At 35.9% G+C, this 23,585-nt stretch carries 18 protein-coding genes; 17 read left to right on the forward strand and 1 reads right to left on the reverse strand.

Going from position 1 to position 23,585, the window contains the following annotated elements; all coding sequences use genetic code 11:
• The first annotated feature begins 21 nt into the window (after positions 1-21).
• The 7 genes from uvrA to FXX65_RS00935 all read left to right on the forward strand — a co-directional run bounded on the left by uvrA (position 22) and on the right by FXX65_RS00935 (position 12,449).
• The gene (gene uvrA / locus FXX65_RS00905) at positions 22-2,928 is read left to right on the forward strand and encodes an excinuclease ABC subunit UvrA (protein WP_246104323.1); all 2,907 of its coding nucleotides are present in this window, start codon (positions 22-24) and stop codon (positions 2,926-2,928) included.
• A 41-nt stretch (positions 2,929-2,969) separates the two neighbouring features.
• Positions 2,970-6,242 carry an LPS-assembly protein LptD gene (locus FXX65_RS00910; RefSeq protein WP_147614686.1) on the forward strand — a complete coding sequence of 1,091 codons (3,273 nt, stop codon included), beginning with the start codon at positions 2,970-2,972 and terminating at the stop codon, positions 6,240-6,242.
• A gap of 89 nt (positions 6,243-6,331) precedes the next feature.
• The gene (locus tag FXX65_RS00915; RefSeq protein ID WP_147612559.1) at positions 6,332-7,294 is read left to right on the forward strand and encodes a PhoH family protein; all 963 of its coding nucleotides are present in this window, start codon (positions 6,332-6,334) and stop codon (positions 7,292-7,294) included.
• Positions 7,278-8,972 (forward strand): HD family phosphohydrolase, encoded by a 1,695-nt coding sequence (locus tag FXX65_RS00920; protein ID WP_147614687.1) that lies wholly within the window; start codon positions 7,278-7,280, stop codon positions 8,970-8,972. The genes FXX65_RS00915 and FXX65_RS00920 overlap by 17 nt, the downstream gene beginning before the upstream one ends.
• Positions 8,965-9,441, forward strand: coding sequence for an rRNA maturation RNase YbeY (gene ybeY, locus FXX65_RS00925; RefSeq protein WP_147614688.1), 477 nt, complete (start codon positions 8,965-8,967; stop codon positions 9,439-9,441). The genes FXX65_RS00920 and ybeY overlap by 8 nt, the downstream gene beginning before the upstream one ends.
• Positions 9,442-9,493: 52 nt before the next feature.
• The gene (locus FXX65_RS00930) at positions 9,494-10,324 is read left to right on the forward strand and encodes a hemolysin family protein (RefSeq protein ID WP_147614689.1); all 831 of its coding nucleotides are present in this window, start codon (positions 9,494-9,496) and stop codon (positions 10,322-10,324) included.
• Between the two features lie 19 nt (positions 10,325-10,343).
• A complete protein-coding gene (locus tag FXX65_RS00935) occupies positions 10,344-12,449 on the forward strand; it encodes a tetratricopeptide repeat protein (RefSeq protein ID WP_147614690.1) in 2,106 nt (701 codons plus the stop codon).
• 88 nt (positions 12,450-12,537) lie between these two features.
• On the opposite strand, the gene FXX65_RS00940 is transcribed toward FXX65_RS00935, so the two are convergent.
• Positions 12,538-13,431 carry a tetratricopeptide repeat protein gene (locus FXX65_RS00940; RefSeq protein WP_147614691.1) on the reverse strand — a complete coding sequence of 298 codons (894 nt, stop codon included), beginning with the start codon at positions 13,429-13,431 and terminating at the stop codon, positions 12,538-12,540.
• A gap of 99 nt (positions 13,432-13,530) precedes the next feature.
• Here FXX65_RS00940 and FXX65_RS00945 point away from each other — a divergent pair, with 99 nt between their 5' ends.
• The 10 genes from FXX65_RS00945 to FXX65_RS00990 all read left to right on the forward strand — a co-directional run bounded on the left by FXX65_RS00945 (position 13,531) and on the right by FXX65_RS00990 (position 23,510).
• Positions 13,531-13,881, forward strand: a complete 351-nt coding sequence (locus FXX65_RS00945) for a CRISPR-associated protein Cas2 (protein WP_246104324.1) — start codon at positions 13,531-13,533, stop codon at positions 13,879-13,881.
• A 35-nt stretch (positions 13,882-13,916) separates the two neighbouring features.
• Positions 13,917-15,051 (forward strand): peptide chain release factor 2 gene (prfB, locus tag FXX65_RS00950; protein ID WP_246104325.1). Its coding sequence is split into 2 segments (ribosomal slippage): positions 13,917-13,985 and positions 13,987-15,051, totalling 1,134 coding nucleotides; the frame shifts between segments, so codons are not numbered across the junction.
• An 11-nt stretch (positions 15,052-15,062) separates the two neighbouring features.
• A complete protein-coding gene (locus FXX65_RS00955) occupies positions 15,063-16,655 on the forward strand; it encodes a hypothetical protein (protein WP_147614693.1) in 1,593 nt (530 codons plus the stop codon).
• A gap of 64 nt (positions 16,656-16,719) precedes the next feature.
• A complete protein-coding gene (gene ftsY / locus FXX65_RS00960) occupies positions 16,720-17,589 on the forward strand; it encodes a signal recognition particle-docking protein FtsY (RefSeq protein ID WP_147614694.1) in 870 nt (289 codons plus the stop codon).
• A 104-nt stretch (positions 17,590-17,693) separates the two neighbouring features.
• Positions 17,694-18,524 carry a hypothetical protein gene (locus FXX65_RS00965; protein ID WP_147614695.1) on the forward strand — a complete coding sequence of 277 codons (831 nt, stop codon included), beginning with the start codon at positions 17,694-17,696 and terminating at the stop codon, positions 18,522-18,524.
• The gene (locus tag FXX65_RS00970) at positions 18,511-19,815 is read left to right on the forward strand and encodes an FtsX-like permease family protein (RefSeq protein ID WP_246104326.1); all 1,305 of its coding nucleotides are present in this window, start codon (positions 18,511-18,513) and stop codon (positions 19,813-19,815) included. The genes FXX65_RS00965 and FXX65_RS00970 overlap by 14 nt, the downstream gene beginning before the upstream one ends.
• On the forward strand, positions 19,808-20,488 hold the full coding sequence (locus tag FXX65_RS00975; protein WP_147614697.1) for an ABC transporter ATP-binding protein: 681 nt from the start codon (positions 19,808-19,810) through the stop codon (positions 20,486-20,488). The genes FXX65_RS00970 and FXX65_RS00975 overlap by 8 nt, the downstream gene beginning before the upstream one ends.
• Positions 20,478-21,830 (forward strand): FtsX-like permease family protein, encoded by a 1,353-nt coding sequence (locus tag FXX65_RS00980; protein ID WP_147614698.1) that lies wholly within the window; start codon positions 20,478-20,480, stop codon positions 21,828-21,830. The genes FXX65_RS00975 and FXX65_RS00980 overlap by 11 nt, the downstream gene beginning before the upstream one ends.
• 59 nt (positions 21,831-21,889) lie before the next feature.
• Positions 21,890-22,393, forward strand: a complete 504-nt coding sequence (locus tag FXX65_RS00985) for a UvrB/UvrC motif-containing protein (protein WP_147614699.1) — start codon at positions 21,890-21,892, stop codon at positions 22,391-22,393.
• Complete coding sequence (locus tag FXX65_RS00990; RefSeq protein WP_187116184.1) at positions 22,386-23,510, forward strand: hypothetical protein; 1,125 nt, start codon at positions 22,386-22,388, stop codon at positions 23,508-23,510. Before FXX65_RS00985 ends, FXX65_RS00990 begins: the two co-directional genes overlap by 8 nt.
• Positions 23,511-23,585 lie beyond the last annotated feature (75 nt).

Below are 23,585 nucleotides of genomic sequence, written 5' to 3' on the forward strand. Positions count from 1 at the left end.
AGTAAAATATCGAGAACGAATTTGGAAGAAAAAAAAATTAACGCAATAAACAAAGTAGAAGGCGAAAAAATTGTAATTCGCGGAGCGCGCGAGCATAATCTTAAAAACATAAATGTGGAAATTCCGCGCAACAAGCTCGTCGTAATTTCTGGGCTTTCTGGTTCTGGAAAATCCTCATTGGCTTTTGACACGCTTTTTGCAGAAGGTCAAAGGCGATATATGGAATCCCTTTCTTCCTATGCACGCCAGTTTTTAGGCAGCATGGATAAACCAGATGTCGATTTAATCGAAGGGCTTTCGCCTGCAATTTCAATCGAACAGAAGACCACTCACAACAATCCCCGCTCTACAGTTGGAACCGTTACAGAGATTTACGATTATTACAGGCTTTTGTTTGCAAGAATTGGTCATGCTCATTGTCCAAATTGCGGAAGGGAAATAAAAGAGCAGTCAGACGACCAGATAATCAATTCGATATTGAGTTGGGGAGAAGGAACAAAGATAACGCTTTTGGCTCCTGTAATTCACGGGAAAAAAGGCGAACATCAAAAAATCATAGAAGACGCTCAAAATTCTGGCTTTGTTCGCGCAAGAATTGACGGTCTTATGGTTGAACTTTCAGATTCCATAAAACTCGACAAGCAAAAAAAACACAGCATAGAAATCGTCGTTGACAGAATCGTTTTAAAAGATGATATAAGAAAAAGACTTGCAGAATCTGTAGAAACGGCTTTAAAAACTTCAAATGGAATTTTAATTGTCCTAAAAAGGATAGAAGACACCAGCGAAAAAGGTTTTAAAGAGGAAGAGGTATTTTTCTCGCAAAAAAATTCCTGCCCAGACTGCGGAATCTCTATTCCAGAATTGCAGCCAAGGCTTTTTTCATTTAACAATCCGTTTGGTGCTTGTCCTGAATGTACTGGCATCGGCGAAAAAATGGAATGGGATGAAAAAAAGATTATGCCTGATTCTTCCCTAAGTTTTAACAAGGGAGTTTTTCCGTTTTTTAACCCAGACAGCGAATGGAATGCAGCGATGTTTGGAGCAATTGCACAGGCAAATGGCTGGACTTTAGACACTCCTATAAAGGATTTGACAAAAAAGCAATTTTCTTCGCTTTGGAATGGAGATTTAACAAAGAATATCCGTTGGATTTATAAAAAGCAAAGCGGCGAAGGATTTTCTGAATATAATAGGCCTTGGATTGGTGTGCTTGCAGAGATGAAAAGGCGACACAATGAGGCATGGGGCGAAGCTCAGAGAGTGCGCATGGAAGAAAAATACATGTCTGTTTCTGAGTGTTCAAGTTGCCATGGAAAAAGGCTTAGAAAAGAAGCGCTCGGAGTTACGATTGGCAATAAGAACATAATTGAACTGTGCGATTTTAGCGTTGCAGAAAGTCTTGCTTTTTTTGAAAACATAAAACTTTCTAAAACCGAAGAATTGATTGCAGGTCAGCTTTTTAAAGAGATAAAATCTCGTCTGAACTTTTTAAAAAATGTCGGGCTCGATTATCTTACTTTGAGCCGCTCAGCAGGAACTTTGTCTGGTGGCGAAGCGCAGAGAATCCGACTTGCAACACAGATTGGCTCTGGTCTTACTGGTGTTATGTATATTTTGGATGAGCCTAGCATCGGGCTTCATCAGCGTGATAATGAACGCTTGATAAACACCTTGACCTATCTTAGAGATTTAAAAAATACCGTTATAGTTGTTGAGCACGATGAACAGACTTTGCGTACTGCCGATTGGGTTGTAGATATTGGACCTGGGGCTGGGGTTCATGGTGGCAAAGTTATGGCAAGCGGCACACCGTTTCAGGTTATGCAGGTTGAAAACAGCATTACAGGTCAGTATCTTGCAGGAAAGATAAATATGACCCTTCCTTCTGTTCGCCGCAGCGGAAATTCAAACTTTATCTGCATAAACGGAGTTCGAGAACACAATCTAAAAAATATAAGCGTAAAAATACCATTGGGAACATTCACCTGTATAACTGGCGTAAGCGGTTCAGGAAAATCAACCTTATTGAGCGATGTATTTTATCCTGTAGTTTCTAACGCATTGATGAGAACTCAATACAAAGCAGGACTTCACGACAGCGTAACAGGAATTGAAAATATCGACAAAGTTATAAATATAGACCAAAGTCCAATTGGACGTACTCCGCGTTCAAATCCTGTAACTTATGTTGGTGTTTTTGACGCAATAAGGGATTTATACAGCAGCCTTCCAGAGTCAAAATCTCACGGTTATACGCCAGGACGCTTTAGTTTTAATGTAAAAGGCGGAAGGTGCGAAAAATGTCAGGGTGCAGGAACTCTTACAATCGAAATGAATTTTTTGCCTGATGTTTTTATTCAGTGCGATGTTTGCCATGGGCATCGTTTTAATCAGGAAACTTTGGACATTCGCTATAAAGGAAAAAACATTTCGGATGTGCTTGATATGACGATAGAAGAAGCTGCGGATTTTTTTGCTTCCATTCCACATGTATCGCGTAAGCTTGAAACTCTAAAAAATGTAGGTCTTGGATATATAAAACTCGGTCAGAGCGCTTTAACTCTTTCTGGGGGAGAAGCTCAAAGGGTAAAACTTGCAACAGAACTTGCACGTCCTTCAACAGGAAAAACTCTTTACATTTTGGACGAACCTACTACAGGACTCCATTTTGCTGATGTAAAGATTTTGATGGATGTTATTCAAAAACTTGTCGATAAAGGCAATTCCGTCGTCATGATAGAACACAACCTTGATGTTATAGCTCAAGCAGATTATATAATCGATTTAGGTCCAGAAGGTGGCACAAGAGGTGGGCAGGTTGTAGATTTTGGAACTCCGGAAGAATTGGCAGAACGCTACGAAAAAACTGGCAGCTGGACTGGTAAATATATCAATCAAACCTTGAAAAGTTTGCGTGGAGAGTAGAAAATAAATCGTTGTAATTTGAGGCCATAGATATTTAATCGATGAAAAAAAGTTTTCTGCTTTTTACAGTTTTATTTTTCTCCTTTAATTTTTATCAGGCGGTTTTTGCAGCGGAAGGCGATAAAAACGAAACTTCAATAATAAGTATAGACTCGGCAGAAAGGTCAGAATATAAAAAAGACGAAGAATCCGATGGCGATATTATAGTACTTACCGGTTCTGTAAAGATTTCTGTTACCAAAGGAAACTCGAAAACTACGATAACTGCCGACAAAGTCAATTACAATCGCTCTTCAGAAATGCTTTTTGCAGAAGGAAATGTAACTCTTGAACAGAGCAAGGGCTCATCTTCTGGTGGTGAAAAAATAAGTGCAAGAAGTTTACTCTTTAACACTTCCACTTTGGAAGGCGTATTTGATAACGGCAGGGCGGTTCAAACATCTTCCGATGCTATAAATCTTCCCTCTGGTTCAACCTTGATAGTTTCTAGCGACATCTTTGGTCGTGATTCAGGAGGAACGATTGCATTTAAAAATGGAGAATTGACTTTTTGCGATGACGAAAATCCGCATTGGAAAATCAGAGCAAAGAGAATCTGGCTTTTGCCTGGCGGAGAATTTGCATTTTTGAGTGCGCTTTTGTATGTTGGGCGCATTCCGCTTTTATATCTCCCAGCGTTTTACTATCCAAAAGATGAACTTATTTTTAATCCTGCTATGGGATACAAAAATCGCGAAGGATATTTCATAAATACGACGACATATCTTTATGGTCGAAAACCAGCCGATGCCGCTTCCACAAGCGATGGAGATTCTAAAGACAAGGATAAGATAAATCTCTTTAGTTTTATGAAAACAGGCTCTTTAAAAGAGCAGGTGAGGGAAGGTCTTGTTCTTCATAATTTAGATGATGATTACAGTGGCGATACGAAAAATCACGTAAAAATCATGGCAGACTATTATTCTAATCTTGGAGCAATGGTTGGTAGCAACGTTGTTTTAAGTCCTTCTTCAATTTTTTCAACTTTTGAGTTTAATACAGAAGTGGGTTTTTCAAATACGATATTTAAAGATGGAAAAACCTATATTCCGTACAATTCAAAGGGCGACAAGGTTTTAGATAAATCCAATTTTATGGGGCTTGAATTGCCGTTTCGCTATCAGGCAAATCTAAAACTTGCAATTTCAAAACCATTTTCAATCTCGCTTTCTATGCCGCTTTATTCAGATCCGTATTTTAATTATGACTTTAACAAACGCGCAGAAACGATGGACTGGATAGATTTTTTGATGTCTGGAGTAGACGATAGCGATAACACCACACAGACAACAGTTTCTTCTTTTACTTGGGCATTAAACGGTTCACATACTTTTTCGATTGCGGACTTTTTTAAGCCTTATATTTCTTCACTCAGTCTTTCAAGTTTTTCTTCTTCAATCGTCTATTCTTCACGAAATGCAACATTAACAGGCAGAAGTGAATATTCAAACGATTCTTTATGGGCTACATATACTCCAGAACGGCAGTTTTATTTTCCAAGCCAGATAACTCCTCTAAAAGTTTCAGCAAGAATTGGAGGTACTATATTTCAATACCCCGCAGCAGCAACTACAAAAAAACAGACTACAAACCTTTCGCTTTTACTTCCAGAAGATTTAAAGACAGAAGAAGATAAGAAAAAGGAGCAGGAACAAAAAGAACAAAAACAAAATCAAACCGATAGCGATAAAAAAGAATATTCTAAAGATGAAGAAAAACTTGCAGAAGAAAAGAATATCATTTTTGAGCAGACAGTTTTGCCTTCGATTGCAACTGTAAATGCAAGCACAAAATCTCTTAGCGGAATTAATTATAAACTTTCGTATACCATAAGCCCCGAATTTTCATCGCAGCTTTCTTATTCTTCTTTAAAACTCAATGTTCCTGAAGATTTTGACTGGAAAACACTTCAGTCTACATATATTCAGGTAAAATCTCCTACCGTTTTAACAAGCGTATTGGGCTATAAGGATAGTTTTCTTTCTCTAACGGACAGTTTTACCTTTAATCCTGTGTATCAAAGTCATCCATATTTAAGCACGGACACCAATAAAGGCGGCTATTCAGAAAGTGCGGTAAATTCCATCAAGAAAGCTGACTACAGTGCAAAAAAACTTGATTTAACAAACACAAATGCGCTTTCTTTTAAACCCTTTTATTACACAGAATATTTTTCTGCAACGGCTTTAACCTGGAATACAAACGTAAAGATGATTCGCACAAAATACATAAGCGACGACGTAAATAATCCAGAGTGGGAATATCTTACTACAGATTTAACAGATGAAGACTGCGTTACAACTCACAATTTGAATATGGTTTTAGCTGCAAAAGAAGGCGACTATTCGCAGCAACTTTCGCTTACGACAACGCTTCCGCCACAAGTTGACTCTTACAGCGGAATTTTTTCACTTGGCTTTCCTAATACGAGTTTTGCCGTTTCAACAGGAATAAAACAGAGAAGCTCAACCGACGAAACTTGGGTAAAACAAAATATATCGCAGACTTTGAGTGTAAAATTTTTTTCGGATAAATTGAATTTAAGTCAATCCTATGTTTACGATTGGGAAAAAGAAGAGCAGGATTCACTTAAGTTTTCATTGAGCGGTTACGGGGCACAACTTGCCTATACTATGAGTTACACGACAGATTACGAATTTGTCATAGACGGTACAAGACGAAAAGGTTGGCAATCAAGTTCCAACAAGAGATTTCAACCTTATTCATTGAGTCTTGCCTATACAAATCCTTCTAAAACATTTAAATACTGGACACAGCGCATAAGTTGGAGTCCTTCGCTGTCGGCAAGCCTTGTATACGACTTTGTTCGACCTACAAGCAGTTATTTTGTGTTTATTCCCAAAATTACATTTAAAGTTAATAACTTTTTGGATTTTTCATTTAGTGCAGAAAGCAGAAACTCTGTTTTTTACAGATATTTTTGCCCACAAAGCGATTACGATTATTATTACAATAGCAAAGGTCAAAGAAGTTTTGTTCAAGATTTAATAGATTCTTTTAGATTTGACAACGACGACATACGCAAGAAGTCTGGCTTTAAATTAAAATCTCTGGTAATGACAATAACGCACGACCTTGACGATTGGGATTTAAACTGCTCATTTAAAATTTCTCCACGCTATATAGCAGCCACATCTACAACAAAGGCTCATTATGATTTTTCGCCTTATTTTTCTTTGAGCGTAAGCTGGAGACCTCTATCTGGAATGAAGACAGAAATAAAAGACGAATATGGGAAGTGGAGTTTGAATTAAAATTGACGGATTGCGCTTTTATGTCTGGAATAAAAAAAATTAAAAATCATAAAATGTATGATATAATCTAACAACTTAAGGAAATGCGATTGGAAAACGAATACACCATAGTCCTTGATGATACATCTGTTCTTTCACAAATTTGCGGAACAAATGATAAAAATTTAAAACTTATAGAAAAACATTTGGGCGTTCCAGTTTTTACGCGTGGAAACGAAATTTCCATTGCAGAGTCGTCATTGCAAAAACGGCAGGAATTTAAATTCATAATAGACCGTCTTACAGACGAAGCCTCTGAAAATTTTTCTTCTGGCTCAGAAATCGTCGAATCGATTTTAAATACTGGTTTTGAAAATAATTCAGTAAAAAAGAATTTTGATGCAGGTCAATACGCAATTTCAATTCCTGGCTCTTCAAAAAAAATATATCCAAAAACTAAAAATCAAGCCAAACTCATACAGGCATTTAGAAGTTCAGACTTGGTTTTTGCTTGCGGTCCTGCTGGAACTGGAAAAACTTTTTTAGCGATTGCTGAATCTTTGCGTCTCCTTTTAAGCCACAAGGTCAATTCTTTAATCTTAACTCGCCCTATAGTCGAAGCAGGCGAAAATCTTGGTTTTTTGCCTGGAGATTTGGAAGATAAGATAAATCCATATTTAAGACCGCTATACGATTCTATGAATGCGTGTATTTCTTGTGAACTAGTGAAGAAAATGCAGGAAAATGATATAATAGAAATTGCACCGCTTGCTTATATGAGAGGACGCACTCTTAACAATGCGGCGGTAATCTTAGATGAAGCACAAAATTCTACGAGGGAGCAGATGAAGATGTTCCTTACGAGAATGGGTGAAAATTCAAAAGTATTTATAACAGGAGATGTTACACAAATCGATTTACCTAAAAAAACTCCATCAGGGCTTGTTCAAGCACTGGACATTTTACAGGGAATCGATGAAATTGGCATCGTAGAACTGGATGGCGAAGATGTCGTTCGTTCTGCGCTTGTAAGAAAAATTGTACGGGCTTACGAAAATGACAAAACAGAATAACGGAATACTATATATTTTTTTACAGACAAACAGACAGATTTTTCAATATCTAAAGGATAGATGGTCGGTTTTGCTTGTCTTTTTAATCGCTTTTGCTGCATGCACTTCAATAATCTACTTGGATGCCAGCACAAGCCAAACGATAGCGTCTTATTCTATCGAAGAATACGAAACAGGAATGATTGCGGACAAGACTATAATATCTTCAAAATCAATTCCGCCAGACGAGCAGTTTCCTATTGCAATAGAAGAGGGCGAAAAAATCATACGAAAGGGTTTTCCTATAACAGATGAAGATTATTTAAAACTTCAAAAGATGGCAGCCTCTCCGTCTTACATAGACTACAGGGCGTTTGCCGACAAGGTTTTGTTTTTGATGCTCGTTTCTGCACTTGCTTTTCTTTTATTCAGCAAAACATGTTTGGGGCACAAAATTGAATTTAAAGAAGTTTTCCTTACAGCTTTTTTATTTGTGGTAGTTTTTTTTGCAAGCGCCTTTGGCGATAAGGCTGTCCTGTTCCAGAATTTATATAAACTTCCTGTCATAATTCCGTCTGCACTTTGCGTTGCTTTGGTTTCTATCCTGTTTGGGCAGATTTTTGGACTTTATTTTTCAATCCTAATTTCTTTTGGAGTTCTTTGTGCAACAGGATTTGAACTGATTCCGTTCCTATTCACCTTAACTTCTTCGCTCACTCTTGTAAGAATCGTACACAGCATAGAACGCAGAATCGATATGATTTTCTCTTCGATTGGAATTGCTGTATTGAACATAGTTTACATCTGCGTTTTAAAAGTGATTTTTAACGATTCTTTTTCGGACGCATTTTTTGTTTTGAGTGGACTTGCATTTAACGGTTTTATATCTGGAATAATTGTGCTTGGCCTTTTAACTCCACTTGAAATAATAATGAACACCGCTTCGGTTTTTCGATTGATGGATTTAAGCGATCAAAATGCTCCTGTTTTACGAAAACTTCTTTTAACTGCAAGCGGAACATATCAGCACAGCATAATGGTAAGTCAACTTGCAGAAAGTGCCTGCAAGGAAATTGGCGCGAATTTTCTTCTTGCACGAGTTGCTTCTTTATATCATGACATTGGTAAAATGGAGCACCCTGAATATTTTACAGAAAACAACATAGACACAGAAAACAAGCACACAGATTTAAATCCTTCGCTTTCGGTTTCTATAATAAAAAGCCATATCAGAATCAGTGTGGAAAAAGCGCACCAGTTGCATCTTCCGTCAAAAATCATAGATATAATTGCAGAACACCACGGAAATTCTGTAATCACATATTTTTATAACAAAGCAAAATCTCTTGACCCTAACGTAAGCGAAGCGGAATTTCGTTACGACGGAAATCTTCCTTCTACAAAAGAAAGCGCTGTAGTAATGCTTGCAGACGGAGTTGAAGCGGCTTGTAAATCGCTTGAAAAACCAACAGCCCCTCGTCTTGAAAAATTCATTTCGCAAATTATAAACGCAAAGATAGAAAATCACCAGTTGGACGATTGCTCATTGACATTTGGAGAGCTTACAAAGATAAAAAATAGTTTTGTTTCGATTCTTGCCGCGTACTATCACGGAAGAATTAAATATCAAAATCAAAAAGATCCTGACGAAACTTCTTCAACAGAAGAAAAAACATCTGAGGTAAAAAAAGATGAATAGAGTTTTGGTTTCTATGCAGGAAGACCTGGAAGAACCTGTCTGGTTTTCAAAAATTGAAACTTTTGAATTGGATTTACTCGAAAAATTAGGTTATGACGGACAGGAAATTTCAATTTTGTTCTGCAACGACGATTTTATCCGCGACTTAAATAAAAATTACAGAGATATAGATTCTCCAACAGATATTCTTTCTTTTGAAAATGGCGAAGAATATACGGATGGCGAAGGCAAAAAATGGTTAAGTGCTGGAGATTTGATAATTAGTTTGGACACTCTTCCAAAAAATGCCGAATATTTTAAGGTTAGCCAAAATGAAGAATTAAAAAGGCTTTTGATACATGGCACTCTTCATTTAAATGGAATGGATCACGCAGATGAGCATGTTGAAAGCGGAGTTGAACCTGAATGCGAAATGTTAAAATTGCAGGAAAAAATTTTAAAATCACTTTCACAAATAGAATTGATTTGATTTTGCAACAATAAATAATATTAAGGTAGATAAAAAATCGAGCAGGGTTGTTATGAGTATTTTTAAATTCACAAAGAAAAAAGAAGAAAAAAAACACAGTTCAAACGCGAACAAAGATTCCAAAGATGAACATTCAGAAAGTCAAGATAGTTTGAGTTTAATCGAAGAAAAAAAAGACATGATAAAGGGAATCGAAGATCTTTCTCAAACTTCTGTAAAGGAAGTTATGATTCCAAGAATTGATGTAGATTTTCTTTCGATTGAAACTCCAGAAGAAGAGCTTTTGGAAAAGATTGCAGAAAGCGGACATTCGAGGTTTCCTGTTTATTCAGAATCGATTGACAATGTTTTGGGAATCCTTTACGTAAAAGATTTGCTCGCAGCAATTTCTAAAAAGAAAGCTATCGATTTGGAAAAATTGCTAAGAAAAGCTTATTTTGTTCCTGAATCAAAAAAAATTGACGGACTCTTGCGAGAATTTAAAAGAAGACACATACACATAGCGATTGCAGTTGACGAATATGGCGGAGTTAGCGGCGTTGTCTGCATGGAAGACATAATAGAAGAGATTGTCGGCGACATTCAAGACGAGTTTGACAACGAAAGAGAAGATATCCTTTCAATCGGTAACCAAATTTGGCTCTGCGATGCAAGGGTCAACCTTGACGATTTAAATGAAAATATCGGTTCGTCTTTTCCAACTGAAGATTTTGATACTTTGGGTGGCTTTGTCTTAGATTTATTTGGCAGAATTCCTGTAAAGTACGAAAAAATATCTTGGAATAATTTTGAATTCATCGTTCAGGATATGGAAGGGCATCGTGTTAATCTTATAAAGGTATTTAAAAAGAGCGAAGGTGAGCAAGCCTCTGTAAAAGAATAATAAAAAGGAGCAAACTGCATTGAGAAAAAATAAAATCGCATCGATAATTTTTATTTTATCTGTTTTTTTTAGTTCAAGTCTTTTTTCTCAATCTAAAGAAACTTCTCTTAAACATTTTGAAAACGGCGTAAAATTTCAGAATGTCGAAGATTGGTTCAAAGCAAGGGAAGAGTTTTTGCAGGCTGTACAGGAAAATCCTGCATTTGGAGAAGCGTGGTTTAATCTTGCAAAAGTAACTTACGAAACAGGCGATTTTGCACTTTGCTTTTCTTATATAGAAACTGCAGAAAAATATGCAAAAGACAGAGTTGATATTCTCAATTTGAAGGGAATGTGTCTCATTTCGCTTGGAAGGCTTGCAGAAGCACGCTCTCTTTTTGAAAAAGTTATATCCGATTATCCAAACAATGTAGAAGCAAGATTTGGACTTGCAGAACTTGAACTTTACGATGGAACCTTTGATAACGCAGAAAAATTATATTTAGAAGCTTTAAAAAGACAGTCAACAAACAGAAGAGCACTTCTTTCGCTTGCAGTTTTGGCAGCAGAAACAGGCAAAGACGAAGCCTCGCAAAGTTACATAAATCAGGCACTTCGCTACCATGCCTCGCAGCCAGAAGTTCAATATCTTGCAGCCTATTTAAATGCAAAAAGAGGAAATTTTAAAGAAGCAGAACGCAGGGCAAGGGCGAGCGTTCAATTAAAAACCGATTATACAGACTCGTATCTCATTTTGGCTTCAGTACTCTATTCTCAAAAACAATACGATGAAGTTTGCGACATCTGCGATTATCTTATAAATCAGAATCGGAACAATATAAGTGCTTGGTATTTAAAAGGAAGAGCAAAATATAAAATTGGAAAAATCGAGGATGCACTTTCAATATGGGGGGAGGCGTTAAAGATTGATCCGAACGATGAAATTTTGCGTAGCGCACTTGAGATTTTAGTGATTCAAAATTTTTCGTTAGAAGATGAAAACAGGATCCAATGGGCAGATTATCACATAAAAAAAGCAGATGAATATTCAAAGCAGTTTAAGGGTGAACAAGTTAGATACGAATATCAAAGAGCGCTAAAAATTGCACCTAATGATTTTCCTGCACGAATTAAATATGCAAATTTTATCGGGAAACTTGGTTTAAACGAACTATATCTAAATCAATTAAATTTTATAAAAGAAAATTCTAAAATCGACAGGTCAAAACTTTCTTCAGAAGAATTGTCCCAATATGTTTCTATGGATGACACAATAGAAGCGTATTCTTCTTTGATGAAAAATTCTTTGAATTCCCGCTGGGATGTTGATTCTTTTTATCTTGATAAAACCAGATGGAACATAGGACTTTACTATACAAAAAGCCCTTTTGAGCTTATTCACTGCGATTCAGAAGAAATTGCAGCGCGAATGTTGTGCGAAAGTTTTACTGGTGAATCAAAAGCCTATGTTTCTGTAAGAGAAGAGCCAGTTTTAAATTATGCGCAGGCGTTTTCTCTTGCAAGGCAAAATCGGCAGGATTATTTTATCATATTGAAATTTGAGGAAACCCAAAGAGAAGTTACTTTTGAAGCGACTGTCTATAATGGAAGAAACGGAACACAAATCACAAAATTCAGCCTTTTTAGAACTGGTAACGGTAAATTTTCATCTAGTGTGCGTTCATTGCGCAGTGATATTTTGAATATGCTTCCTGTTCGTGGAAAAATCTTAAAACAAAGTGGAAACAATGTTCTACTTGATTTAGGTAAATCCGATGGCATGGTAAAAGGAACTGTGCTGGATGTTGTAAAAGCAGGCGGAATAAGAACTTCGGATACAGGACTTGGTGTAGTTGTGAGTGAAAATGATTATTTGGCTCAGATAACAATAGATGAAGTTGCAGAAGAAATTTCGCAAGGCACTTTACAGCAGAAAAGTTTTTACGACAGGGTAAATCTTGGAGATGAAGTTTTGATAAAAGATCTTTCATCTGCAAAAGAAAAAAATGTTGTAGAAGATTCAAGACCTGCTGCGGACAAAAAAGGTAAGACTATAGAAAACGATTCCAAAGAAAAGCTTACAGTCGAAACTTTAGGTCTAAAACGAGTGCCAGCTTTTGTTGAACTTATAAGGAAAATCTACTAGTACAAATTGCTAAATAAAAAACAGCGATTTTTTTTGATTTTTTTTACGATTAAAAATTTGATGAACTTTTTTATTTGTTTTGGATTGCTCAATTTTTAGGAATAGAATAAAAATCTAAAGTCGAGTTTATCCATTTTTTTGAAAGAATGGGATATGTGTCTTCTGTAAATAAAAACATAGAAAGCGCGTGCCTGTAGTTGCCTAAAAAATATTGCGATTGTGCGATATAAAAACTTGCTCTATTTGTGGTTTCTTCGCTTCTGTTTACGGTCAAAAAATTCTGCAATTCTATAACGGCGTTTTCGTAGTCTTTTTTTACAAAATAATTTTTTAATATTTCAAAAAGATAAAAGTCATCGCCACCGTAAGGCGTATAAAGGTCTTCTTCAAAAAAATATGGTGAAAGTTTTTGTTTTTTTGTATCTTTAAAATTCCCTGCAAGTTCTTTTCCTTGCTGCATAACTTGCAAAGAAAGTTTATTTGGCTTTTTTTCCAAATTTTTTATCATATCAAGGTACGGCAAAGGAATTTCTCTGCTTTTCCCATTTGGATAAACTTTTTGTGTCTTTGCTTCAATTTCTTCTTGCGATATTGAGATTTCTTTTTGAGCTCTGCTCACCGCAACTCCTTTTACTGTTGCATTGACAGAAGGCAAAACGATGTCATAAATTGAACCGTCTTTTAATTTTGCAATAACAGCATAATAATATTCGCTAAAGTCTTTTACCGTATCTACATAAGACGAAGCATTTGCAGAAATTTGTGCGATATTATCGCTTTGGAGAACGGAATTTAAAAAAGGTCTTTTACTTTTATAAATCAAGAATGAATCGATTTGTAAATTTGACTTTGGTATTTTCCATGTGATTTTTATCTTATTGGAAGATACCGCTACGGAAGAAATCATCTCTGCGATTGGCTTAGATTGATTTTGTGAAACTTCATCAGCACCAGCGGAAAATATTTTGATTGAAACTGCCATAAAAAAAACAAGTGCAAACTTGAAAATACGCATATAGGTATATAATGCAATAAATTAGCCTATTTGACAAGCAAAGCCCTTTACTTTATTCTTTAATGTATGTTCGTGTCTGTAGTTCTTGATCCAGGTGGAATAGATAGTGCTAAGGCAATTTCACAGATTCTTGTCAGGTTTGGCTTTAAAAAAGTTCAGCGTGCCTGTTGGGAAAATTTTAATATTTCAGAAAATCAACTTTCAATTTTAAAAAGGTATCTCGACAACGAAACAGACTACTACGACACTTTGCGAATATATCAATTTCCAATTAACGGCAATTTTGCGATTACCCAGATGGATAAAAAAAAGTGGAAAAAGGCAATTTTTCAAGGTGTAACTTTGGATTTTCATTCTGGAGAAAAACAAGATGCTTTAAAAAAAATTGGAGTTGAAAACGACTCAATAGAAGATTAGACATAAAAACACGATAGATCAAAACAGGGGAAACTATGCTTGAAGAATTAAAAGAGCCTTTGCAAAATTTAAAAAACGACATTGATTCTGTTTGGGGGCGTCTTTGACCACGATTCAATCGATAAAAAGATAAAGGAAAAAGAAGAAATTTCTGCCTTGCCAGGTTTTTGGGATGATACAGAAAATGCCCAAAAAGTGATGAATGAATTAAAATACTTAAAAGGTCGGGTTGAACCTTGGCGGGAACTGATTGCAGAAACTAAAGATTTGCAAACTCTATATGAACTTGCAATGGAAGAAAACGACCAAAAAATCGAAGACGAAATAAGAAGTCAACTTGAAAAATCGCAAAAAAAATTTGAAGAACTTTCAATTTTGAATTTGCTTTCTGGGGAAGTAGACAAGAATGGTTGCTTCCTTACGATTCATTCTGGTGCTGGCGGAACAGAAGCTTGCGACTGGGCCTATATGCTCAGCAGAATGTATTTGCGGTGGGCAGAGAGAAATGGTTTTAAAATGGAAACCGTTGATTTGCAGGAAGACGAGGGCGGAATAAAATCTACTACGATTCAAATTACAGGCGACTATGTTTATGGCAAATTAAAGGGCGAAGCAGGAGTTCACCGACTCATAAGGATTTCGCCGTTTGACTCAAATGCAAGAAGGCACACTTCTTTTAGTTCTGTTTTTATATTTCCAATACTCGATGACACAATAAAAGTTGACATAAGACCAGAAGATTTGAGAGTTGACACATATCGTTCTGGCGGCAAAGGCGGTCAGCATGTAAATAAGACTGACTCTGCGGTTCGCTTTACTCATATTCCAACAGGAATTGTTGTAACTTGCGATTCAGAGCGCTCTCAACTTATGAACAGAGCAACTGCTATGAGTATTCTTAAAGCAAAACTGTATCAACTTTATAAAGAGCAAAAAGAAAAGGAAAACGCAAAGTTTGGTGCAGAAAAAAAAGAAATCTCTTGGGGAAATCAAATTAGAACTTACGTATTCCAGCCTTATACAATGGTAAAAGATCATCGCACAAAACACGAAGAAGGAAATATTCAAGCGGTTATGGACGGAGATATCGACAGTTTTATAGATTCTTTCTTGCAGGCGCAGTGGAAAGGTTTTTCATCTGATGAAAAAGATTCAGATGAGGAAATGTAAAACTAGTAAAGATGAATCGATTCGGTCTTGCAAAAAAAATTGCTTTTCTCGTGATATTAAATGGTTTTTCGATTTTGCAGGCAGAAAAATGGACATTGGCAAGCCTAAAATTCGATTTTAAACAGAAGGAAAATCAATCTCAAGCAAACAGCCAAATTTCTTCCGTTCTTCCGCAGTTGATTTTAGAGCAGATTGCAGAGAATTCACTCAGAACTATTTCGTTTCAAGAAGAGCTGGACAGAAAACTTGATGCTTTGCAAACAGAAAGGCTTTCTCTTTTTTTGCAGTTGTCAAAAGAAAATAAAACTCGCGATGCACTTGTTCTTTCAAACGATAATCCAAGAAAATTGAAAAAACTCATAACACAAGCTGAAGAAAAGATAAAAGAAATTGAAAAAAAAATCGATGAAAATATAAAATCAGCTTTTGAAGTCAAAAAAAAATACGAACCAAAAATAGCACGAGAAAATGGGGAAAATTTTATCGATGAAAATCCAAATGAAAGGCAAAGTTCACTTTCATTCCCATTCCCCTTTTTTAGAAGGGAAGAAGAGGAAAAAGAAGAGAGTGAAACCATAATCCTCTATAAAAACGATTCTTCCAAGCTTTTTGAGCCTACACAAAAAGCACTATTGCAAGGAATAGAAAGTTATGCTTTTTCAAAAGAAGTTACGGATTCTAAAATAAATGGAATTTTAACTGGCGAAATAACAGTATACGGCGATTACTTGAGTGTTTTTGTAAATTTGTATGTTTTTCCGGGTGCAAGGCTTTCTGCCTCTGTGATGGAAGTTGGAAATTCTTCAGATTTGATTTCTGTCGCTCAAAATTTGGCAAGAAAACTTTCTTCTTCTGTTGCAAATTCTCTACCGGTAAAAATAAGGGTCGAAATTGAACCCGAACAAGCACGAAAAGATGCGGTTGTAAGCGTAGATGGAGTTATACTTCCAGCAAAACAAGATTTTATAGTTGAGGCGGGCATCCATTCAATTTCAGTATCATCGCCAGGTTATGAAGTTCAGCGGATAACTTATTCTTTCTCTGGAGAAGAATTGTTTGTAGTAAGGTCAAAATTAAAACCTTTGACTTCTGGAAATCTTCAATTAGCTTTAAAAAAAATGATTCCAGGCATTTTTTATTTTAGAGCGATTGAAACTTCTGAGATTTCTGAAGAAAATCCTGTTACAAGTGCTTCTGTTAATGGAAAACCAATACTTGCGATTTTTTCAGACCTGCAACAAGAAAAAGCCTTTGTTTATATTCCTGAAAATCTCGCTTTTGACGGCGCTTCTTTAATCGTAAACGCTGAGCCTTTTGAGCGCAAACAAAAAATAGAAAAGCAGAGAAAAAAAATGTACACTGCTTATTCTGTTTTAATATGCTCATTGATTCCGACTTTTTATACCGTTGGAAATTTCACCGCCTACAATAATTCTTACAGCAGAGGCAGGGCAAGTTATGATGAGGTCATCAAGTGGCAGCAGTATTCGTACTATTGTTCTGGAGTTTCGTGTGCTGCGGGTGCCTGGTTTGTTTTTGAAATGATTAGGTATCTTTTTGTCGCGAATCAGGTTTTACCTGCAACGGCAAAGATCAAAAAATAAAATTGTAAGGAGTTTATGATAAAATCGTGCGGATTTGCAGTTTTTATCCATAAGAAAAGTGTATATGTCAAAATCGAGTTTTGCTCAAAAATTAAAAAATTTATTTTCGTCTTCTGCAATAGATTTTGAATTCTTTGATGAATTGACCGACATTTTGGTCGAAGGCGATATTGGAGCGAAGATTGCGTATTCAATCACAGAAGAGTTAAAGGATTTTTGCAAAAAAAAATCGATAAGCGATGAACAAAGCGTTGTAGAAGAATTGAAAAAAATGCTTTCTTCTTATGTAAAAACTTTTGACTTTGAAATTGACGATTCTAAAACTAACATTTTTTTGTTTTTGGGCGTAAACGGCGTTGGCAAAACCACAACGGCTGCAAAGGTTGCAAATCAATTAAAAAATCAAAATAAGAAAGTTATTTTAGCGGCAGCAGATACTTTCAGAGCGGCTGCTGAGGAGCAATTGGAAAATCATGCTCAAAAAATAGGAATTCGAATAGTTTGTAACAAAAAAGGAAACGATCCTTCTGCTGTTGTTTTTGATGCAGCCGATGCGGCAAGAGCGATGTCTGGCGCTATAGTTTTGGCAGACACCGCAGGGCGATTGCACAATAAAGAAAACCTTATGCGAGAACTTCAAAAAATCGACAGAATTTCCCTTTCAAAAGCGGATGAGGGCTGCTACAAAAAAATTTTAGTTATCGACGGCACTACAGGACAAAACGCTGTTCGGCAGGCAGAAATCTTTAACGAAGCGGTTGGCGTGGATGCTCTGGTTATAACAAAATACGATTCTACAGCAAAAGGCGGAATGATATTTTCAATCGGAAAAGAGTTGAATATTCCAGTTTGGTTTGTCTGCACTGGAGAAAAATATCAGGATATCCACTTGTTCAATGTGGAAGATTATGTAAAAGATTTTGTCGGAAGATGAGTTTTTACGCTGTGATGAATTTATTTTCTTATAAAAAAAACTTTTTAATTGTTTTTTCCATTTTTCTTTTAGTCTCTCTTTTTTCGCAAGATTTATCATCTGTGGTGGAGCAAAAAAAGTCTGCCAGCGATGTTCCTGAAACTTCCTTGCTTTCTGCACTCGACGGCAAAGATGAGGAAGGACTTAGTGAGTATAAAGAAGAAAAAGATATTATAAATCGCTTAAGAACTGGACAATTAAGAAAATTCATACACGAAAAAGAAAGTTTGTCTATTTATGACAAGGACAGAAATGAAAATTTGGTTCTAACTTCATCATCAACAGATTTGCTTGTCCGAAGAACTTACACCAAAGATTATACTATTCTAAAAAAAGAGGTTTTTAATAATCCTGCAACTTTTAACGGTTTAAAAAAGAAAAGCCTTACAGAATATTTTTATAGCGGAAACGAAGTCCTAAAAACGAGCAAAACTGAGTTTTTTGATGAAAATCGCTATGAAGAAACTCAATTTTTGCCAAGCGGAAAAATCGCTTCGATAGAAAAATATCATTACGAAGAAGATAAGGATAAAAAAAAGTATTTGCAAAAAGACAGCGAGTTGACTTTTTCGTACGATAATCAAGGCAGGCTTTCTGTAAAAAAAATCATTCAAAATTTTCAAGATTTAAACAAAGCAGGAAAAAAAATCATCACAAAAAGAACTCGCACCTACGAATACAAATATGGTGCTTATTCAAATCCAAATGTTTTTTTTTATGAAAACGGCGTTTTGAGAGAGAAATTGATATATACTACACAGACTGATTTCACGCAGACTTTGTATTTTGATGAAGAATTTTCTGTCGTAAGCGAATTTAAGGATGGAATTAAAGTTGAGGAGATTGTTTTTTTGAATGGAAACGAAGTGCGGAGGCAAATTTTTGAAAACGATTAACAGTTTTTTTTCTCAACTTAAATGGATTTTTTTTGTTTCCAGAAGATTCAGCAAGGTTGACCGCAAAGGTCGTTCCAAAGTCAATTCAATGCTTTCTTCGCTTGGAATATGTTTTGGTGTTATGACTTTGATAGCCGTGATTTCTGTTATGAACGGTTTTCAGATGAGTTTTATAGATTCCATAATCGAAGTAAGTTCCTATCATGTAAGGATTTCTGGAGTGGAGAAAAATAACGAAGCGTCGTTTGAAGAATTCCTAAAAGCGATGCCAGAAATAAAAACTTTTTTCCCTTTTTATGAAGCGCAGACCCTTATGGTTTCAAAAAATGGAACTCAGGCAGCGGCTTTGATAAGGGCAATCCCGTTTGACATAATGGAAAGGGATGATGGTTTTAAAAAAGAAGCAAAAATCTGGTCAGGCACTTTTAATTTAGAGGATGAAGATTCAATAATTCTCGGAACAGACCTTGCACGCCGACTTGGAATTCGAACTTCGAGCAAAGTGAATCTTTTCGCTCTTTCTGGCGGAAACGACGTAAAACTTTTATCGAGCGATAGAATTTTTAAAGTGAACGGTTTATTCAGGACAGGATACGCAGATATAAATTCTTCTTATGCTTTTATAAGTCTAAAAGATGGCATAAAATACTTGGGAGATGCAAAAAAAATATATGCTTTAAAACTTTACGATAGTTCTTCTGACGAAAGAGTTGTAAGCATATTAAAGAAAAAATTTCCAGATTTGCAGATAGAATCTTGGAAAAGTTATAATCGCTCATTTTTTACAACTTTAAAAATAGAAAAGAATTTGCTATTTCTCTTGGTTTTTATAATTTTTGTCGTTGTTGCTGTAAATATTTTTAATGCAATGCGGAGAATGGTTTACGAAAGACGAGAAGAAATTTCTGTCTTTGCAGCCTTGGGTGGAACAAAAAAAGACATACAATCAATTTTTATAATGCAAGGTTTTATCACTGGAATAAAAGGCGCTCTGCCGGGGCTTGCATTTGGTTTACTTTTGAGCATAAAAATGCCTATAGTTTTTATGATAATGTCTAAAATTGTATACTTTTTTCAACTTTTTGCGACTAGTCTTATTTCGCCATTGAATGCACAGTATATTCGCGAAAATCCAATGTATATGATTTATGCAAATATTCCGCCGAGAGTTTTGGCGGGAGAGGTTCTTTTAATAACCGTGTTTGGAATTTTTTCTGCGTTGCTTGCCAGTTGGGTTGCCAGCAAGGCGATTTTAAAACTTACGGTTTCGGAGGTTATGCGAGATGAATGAAAAGATAATTCAGATAAAAAATCTTGAAAAAACATATACGTCAGAAGGCGAAAAATTGACAATCTTAAAAAATCTCGATGTAGATATATACAAAAGTTCAAAAGTTGTAATAGTGGGAGAAAGCGGCAGTGGAAAAAGCACTTTTTTGAACATAGTTGCAGGCTTGGACCAGGCGACCTGTGGTCTTATAAAAGTGGGACCTTACGAAATCTCTTCGCTCGATGAAAAAGAAATTTCAGAATATCGCTCAAAATACTTGGGGTTGATTTTTCAATTTCACTATTTGTTAAAAGATTTTACCGCTTTGGAAAATGTTTTTCTTCCTGCTTACATGTCTGGAATAAAGAAAAAGGGCGCAATGGAAAAAGCAAAGTTGCTTTTAAAAGATGTTGGCCTTGAAAACAGAATATCACACCTTCCTTCTGAGCTTTCTGGTGGCGAGCGGCAGAGGGTTGCAGTTGCCAGAGCCTTGATAAACGAGCCGGAATTGATTCTTGCAGATGAACCCACAGGTAATTTGGATCCTCAAAATGCTACTATGATAGGCGAGTTGCTTTTTTCTATGGCAGAAAAATACGATAAAACTTTGCTTTTGGTAACCCATGATATGAATCTAGCCAGCAGAGGAGATTTTATCTATTCAATAAAGGAAGGCTCTCTACATGAAAACTGAAGCGAGTATTTTATATGCTTACAGGATGCTTTTTCCTAAAAAAAATAAGATGTCAAATGCCAGGCGTTCTCTCTTTGGCGCTTTTTTATGCATAGCGTTAAGCCTTATACCGTTGGTGATGGTAATGACTGTTTCTAATGGAATGATAGAAGGAATGACCAGCAGAATCATCTCCCTTTCTACATCGCACCTTTGTGCCATATTGAATTTTCAAACTTTGGAAGAAGATTTTTCATTGAAAACCTTGCAGGAATTTTCGAAAAATGTAAAGGATTTGGATGGAGTAAAAAATGTTTATTCTGAAATTCAATCTGTTGGCCTTGCTTCTGGAGAAAATGGAAGAACAGGGGCTTCAATCCGCTGTGTCGAAAATGATATTTTTTCAAAAAATCCAGCGTTTTCACAGCTTTTTGAATTGATAGAAAGCACTGAAGAAATAAAAGCCGCAAAAGATATCGTATTGGAAGAAGGAAAAAATGCGGTAATCGGCAAAAAAATAGCACAGATTCTTTCGATTCATGCAGGAGATAGCATAAGGCTAATCACGACGGTAAAGCTTGCTTCTGGCAAAATTATTCCAAAGATAACAAAGTTTAAAGTCTCTGCGATTGTATCTAGCGGTTATCAGGAATTGGACGCTCTTTGGGTTTTTGTACCTTTAAAAACTGGTTTTTCGATTTTGCAACTTTCTTCTAGCGAAATCATGCTCGGAATAGAAACTTCAGATCCTTTTTCATACGAATTAGATAAAACTCTCGCTTCTGTCGAAAAATTGATGCCGCCTTTTACTCGTGTTTACAAGTGGAATGAATTGAATTCTTCCCAATACGAAAATTTTTCTTCAACACAGATTATGCTCTTGTTCATAATGCTTTTGATAGTTCTCGTTGCGAGCGTAAATATTTCTAGTGCGCTCGTTATGCTGGTTATGGAAAGGCGAAAAGAAATTGCAATTTTAAAAAGTTTAGGGGCAACACCTTCTGGAATAAGTTTTTCATTTTTGATTACTGGCATGGTAACTGGAGCTCTTGGTGTTTTTGTTGGAATTCCTTTGGGGCTTTTGTGTGCTGTAAATTTTGCAAGAATTTTAAGTATCATCGAAAAAACTCTTACTTTTTTAAAAAAACTTTTATTTATCATTTCTACAGGAGATGCTTCTTTTGTAGAACCTTTGCATATTTTAGATCCGGCGTTTTATCTTCAAAATATTCCGCTATCGATTCCATTTTTTCAACTTGTAGTAGTTGGCTCAGGAACGCTTTTGCTTTCTATTTTTGTCAGCAGTTTTCCTGCATTTAAAGCTGGAATGGAAAAACCGATTGAAAATTTGAAAAAACTTTGACGTATCGGCGAGGGTTTTGTATCTTTTGAGTTATAATTAGAAGGTGGGGATTTTTATATATGAATTGTGATTTTTGTCAAAAAAATGAGGCTTTTGTTTTTATAGAATTGCAAGGTCCTGTTATAAGAAAAAAACTGAATCTCTGTAGAGAATGTTCACAAAGGCTTGGAATAACTGGAAATCACAAAGTGATGGATTCTTTGTTAAAAGAGTTTACAGATGTTTCCAATAAAATTGCAGAAAACGACAATAAAGCTTGTCCAGTGTGTGGGAATCGCCTTGCGGAAATCAAAAAGAACAAAGTTGGTTGTGGCGAGTGTTATTCAATTTTTAAAGATGAAATCCGCACACTTCTTAAAAAACAAGGCATAACAGGCTCTTACACTGGTCTTATGCCACACAGGCTTTCAAATTTTCGTTCTGTTTTGACGGATAGAATTGTCTTGCAAACCAAACTTGAAGAATCAATAAAAAAAGAAGATTACGAAAAAGCTGCTGTATACAGAGATTACTTGCGTGCTCTAGAAAAAACTCCTGTCAATAATGGAGAAATTGATGAGTGAAAAAATGATTTCAGATTCTTGTACTCAGGCATCTGAATGGTATAGTTTTTCAGGCAAATCTGGAGATGTCGTTCTTTCGACGAGAGTTCGGCTTGCAAGAAATTTGGCAGATTTTCCTTTTCCTCAAAAATTTCGCAATGATGATGCTGTTCGCGTGCAGTCTTTAATTTTTGACGCATTTTTAAAAAGCCAAAAAGATGACATATATCAAACCATTTCTGTTGCAAGTTTGACTCCTTGGGGTGCAAAAATGTTGATAGAAAGAGGACTGATAAAACAGTCAACTTTGAATTCTCCAGGAGCAGGCTTTGTGATGCGCACAAACGGAAAAGCTCCAAATTCAGGGTTGGTCTGCACTATAAACGACGAAGATCACCTTAGGATAAGCTGTTTTGTTGCAGGTATGGATTGTGACAAGGCTTTTTATTCTGCACACGAAATAGACGAGCTTTTGCAAAATAGTTTGCAGTTTGCAGCGAGTTACGATTTTGGTTATTTAACGGCAAATCCCAAAAATTCTGGCAGTGGAATGAAGATAACAGCGAGACTCCATCTTCCATCGACAGCATTTTTGCGTAATATAGGTCCTTTAGCAGATGATTTAAGAGCAAAAGGCATAAGAATTGACAGTGCATTTGGAAATTCTGTAGAGCATGGCGGAAGTTTGGGCAGTTTTTATGATTTAAGTTCAACAAATTCAGGGACAGGCTCGGAAGTTGAGCAACTTGCGGATTTTACAGGAATCATAAAATCTGTTATCGATGCAGAAAGAAAAAATCGTGACATCATCTTGCAAAAACACACTACAGAAATAACAGATAGAATTTTAAAGAGTTTTTCTCACGCAAAATTTGCTTTAATTTTTAACCTTAGAGATGCGCTCAGCATAGTTTCTGATATAAAATGGGGAAAAAATCTTTCGTTAATTGACGGAATTGAAGATTCAACACTTACAGCTTTACTTTATCGCATTCAGGAAGCACATCTTGGAGCAGTTTTAAAAAATGGAAAATTTAATTTTCCTATAGACATAGCAAATGACGAAAAAAAACAAACGGCAAGGCTTCGCTCCCTTGTGATGCAGGATTCGTTTGAAAACCTAAAAATCTGCGAATAGAGGAACGCAGTCAAAAATTCAAGTTATTTGTAATTAATTTGATTTGAAAATCTTGGATTTTATCAGTAGATTAAA

The organism is Treponema pectinovorum, from assembly GCF_900497595.1.
GTDB lineage: Bacteria > Spirochaetota > Spirochaetia > Treponematales > Treponemataceae > Treponema_D > Treponema_D pectinovorum.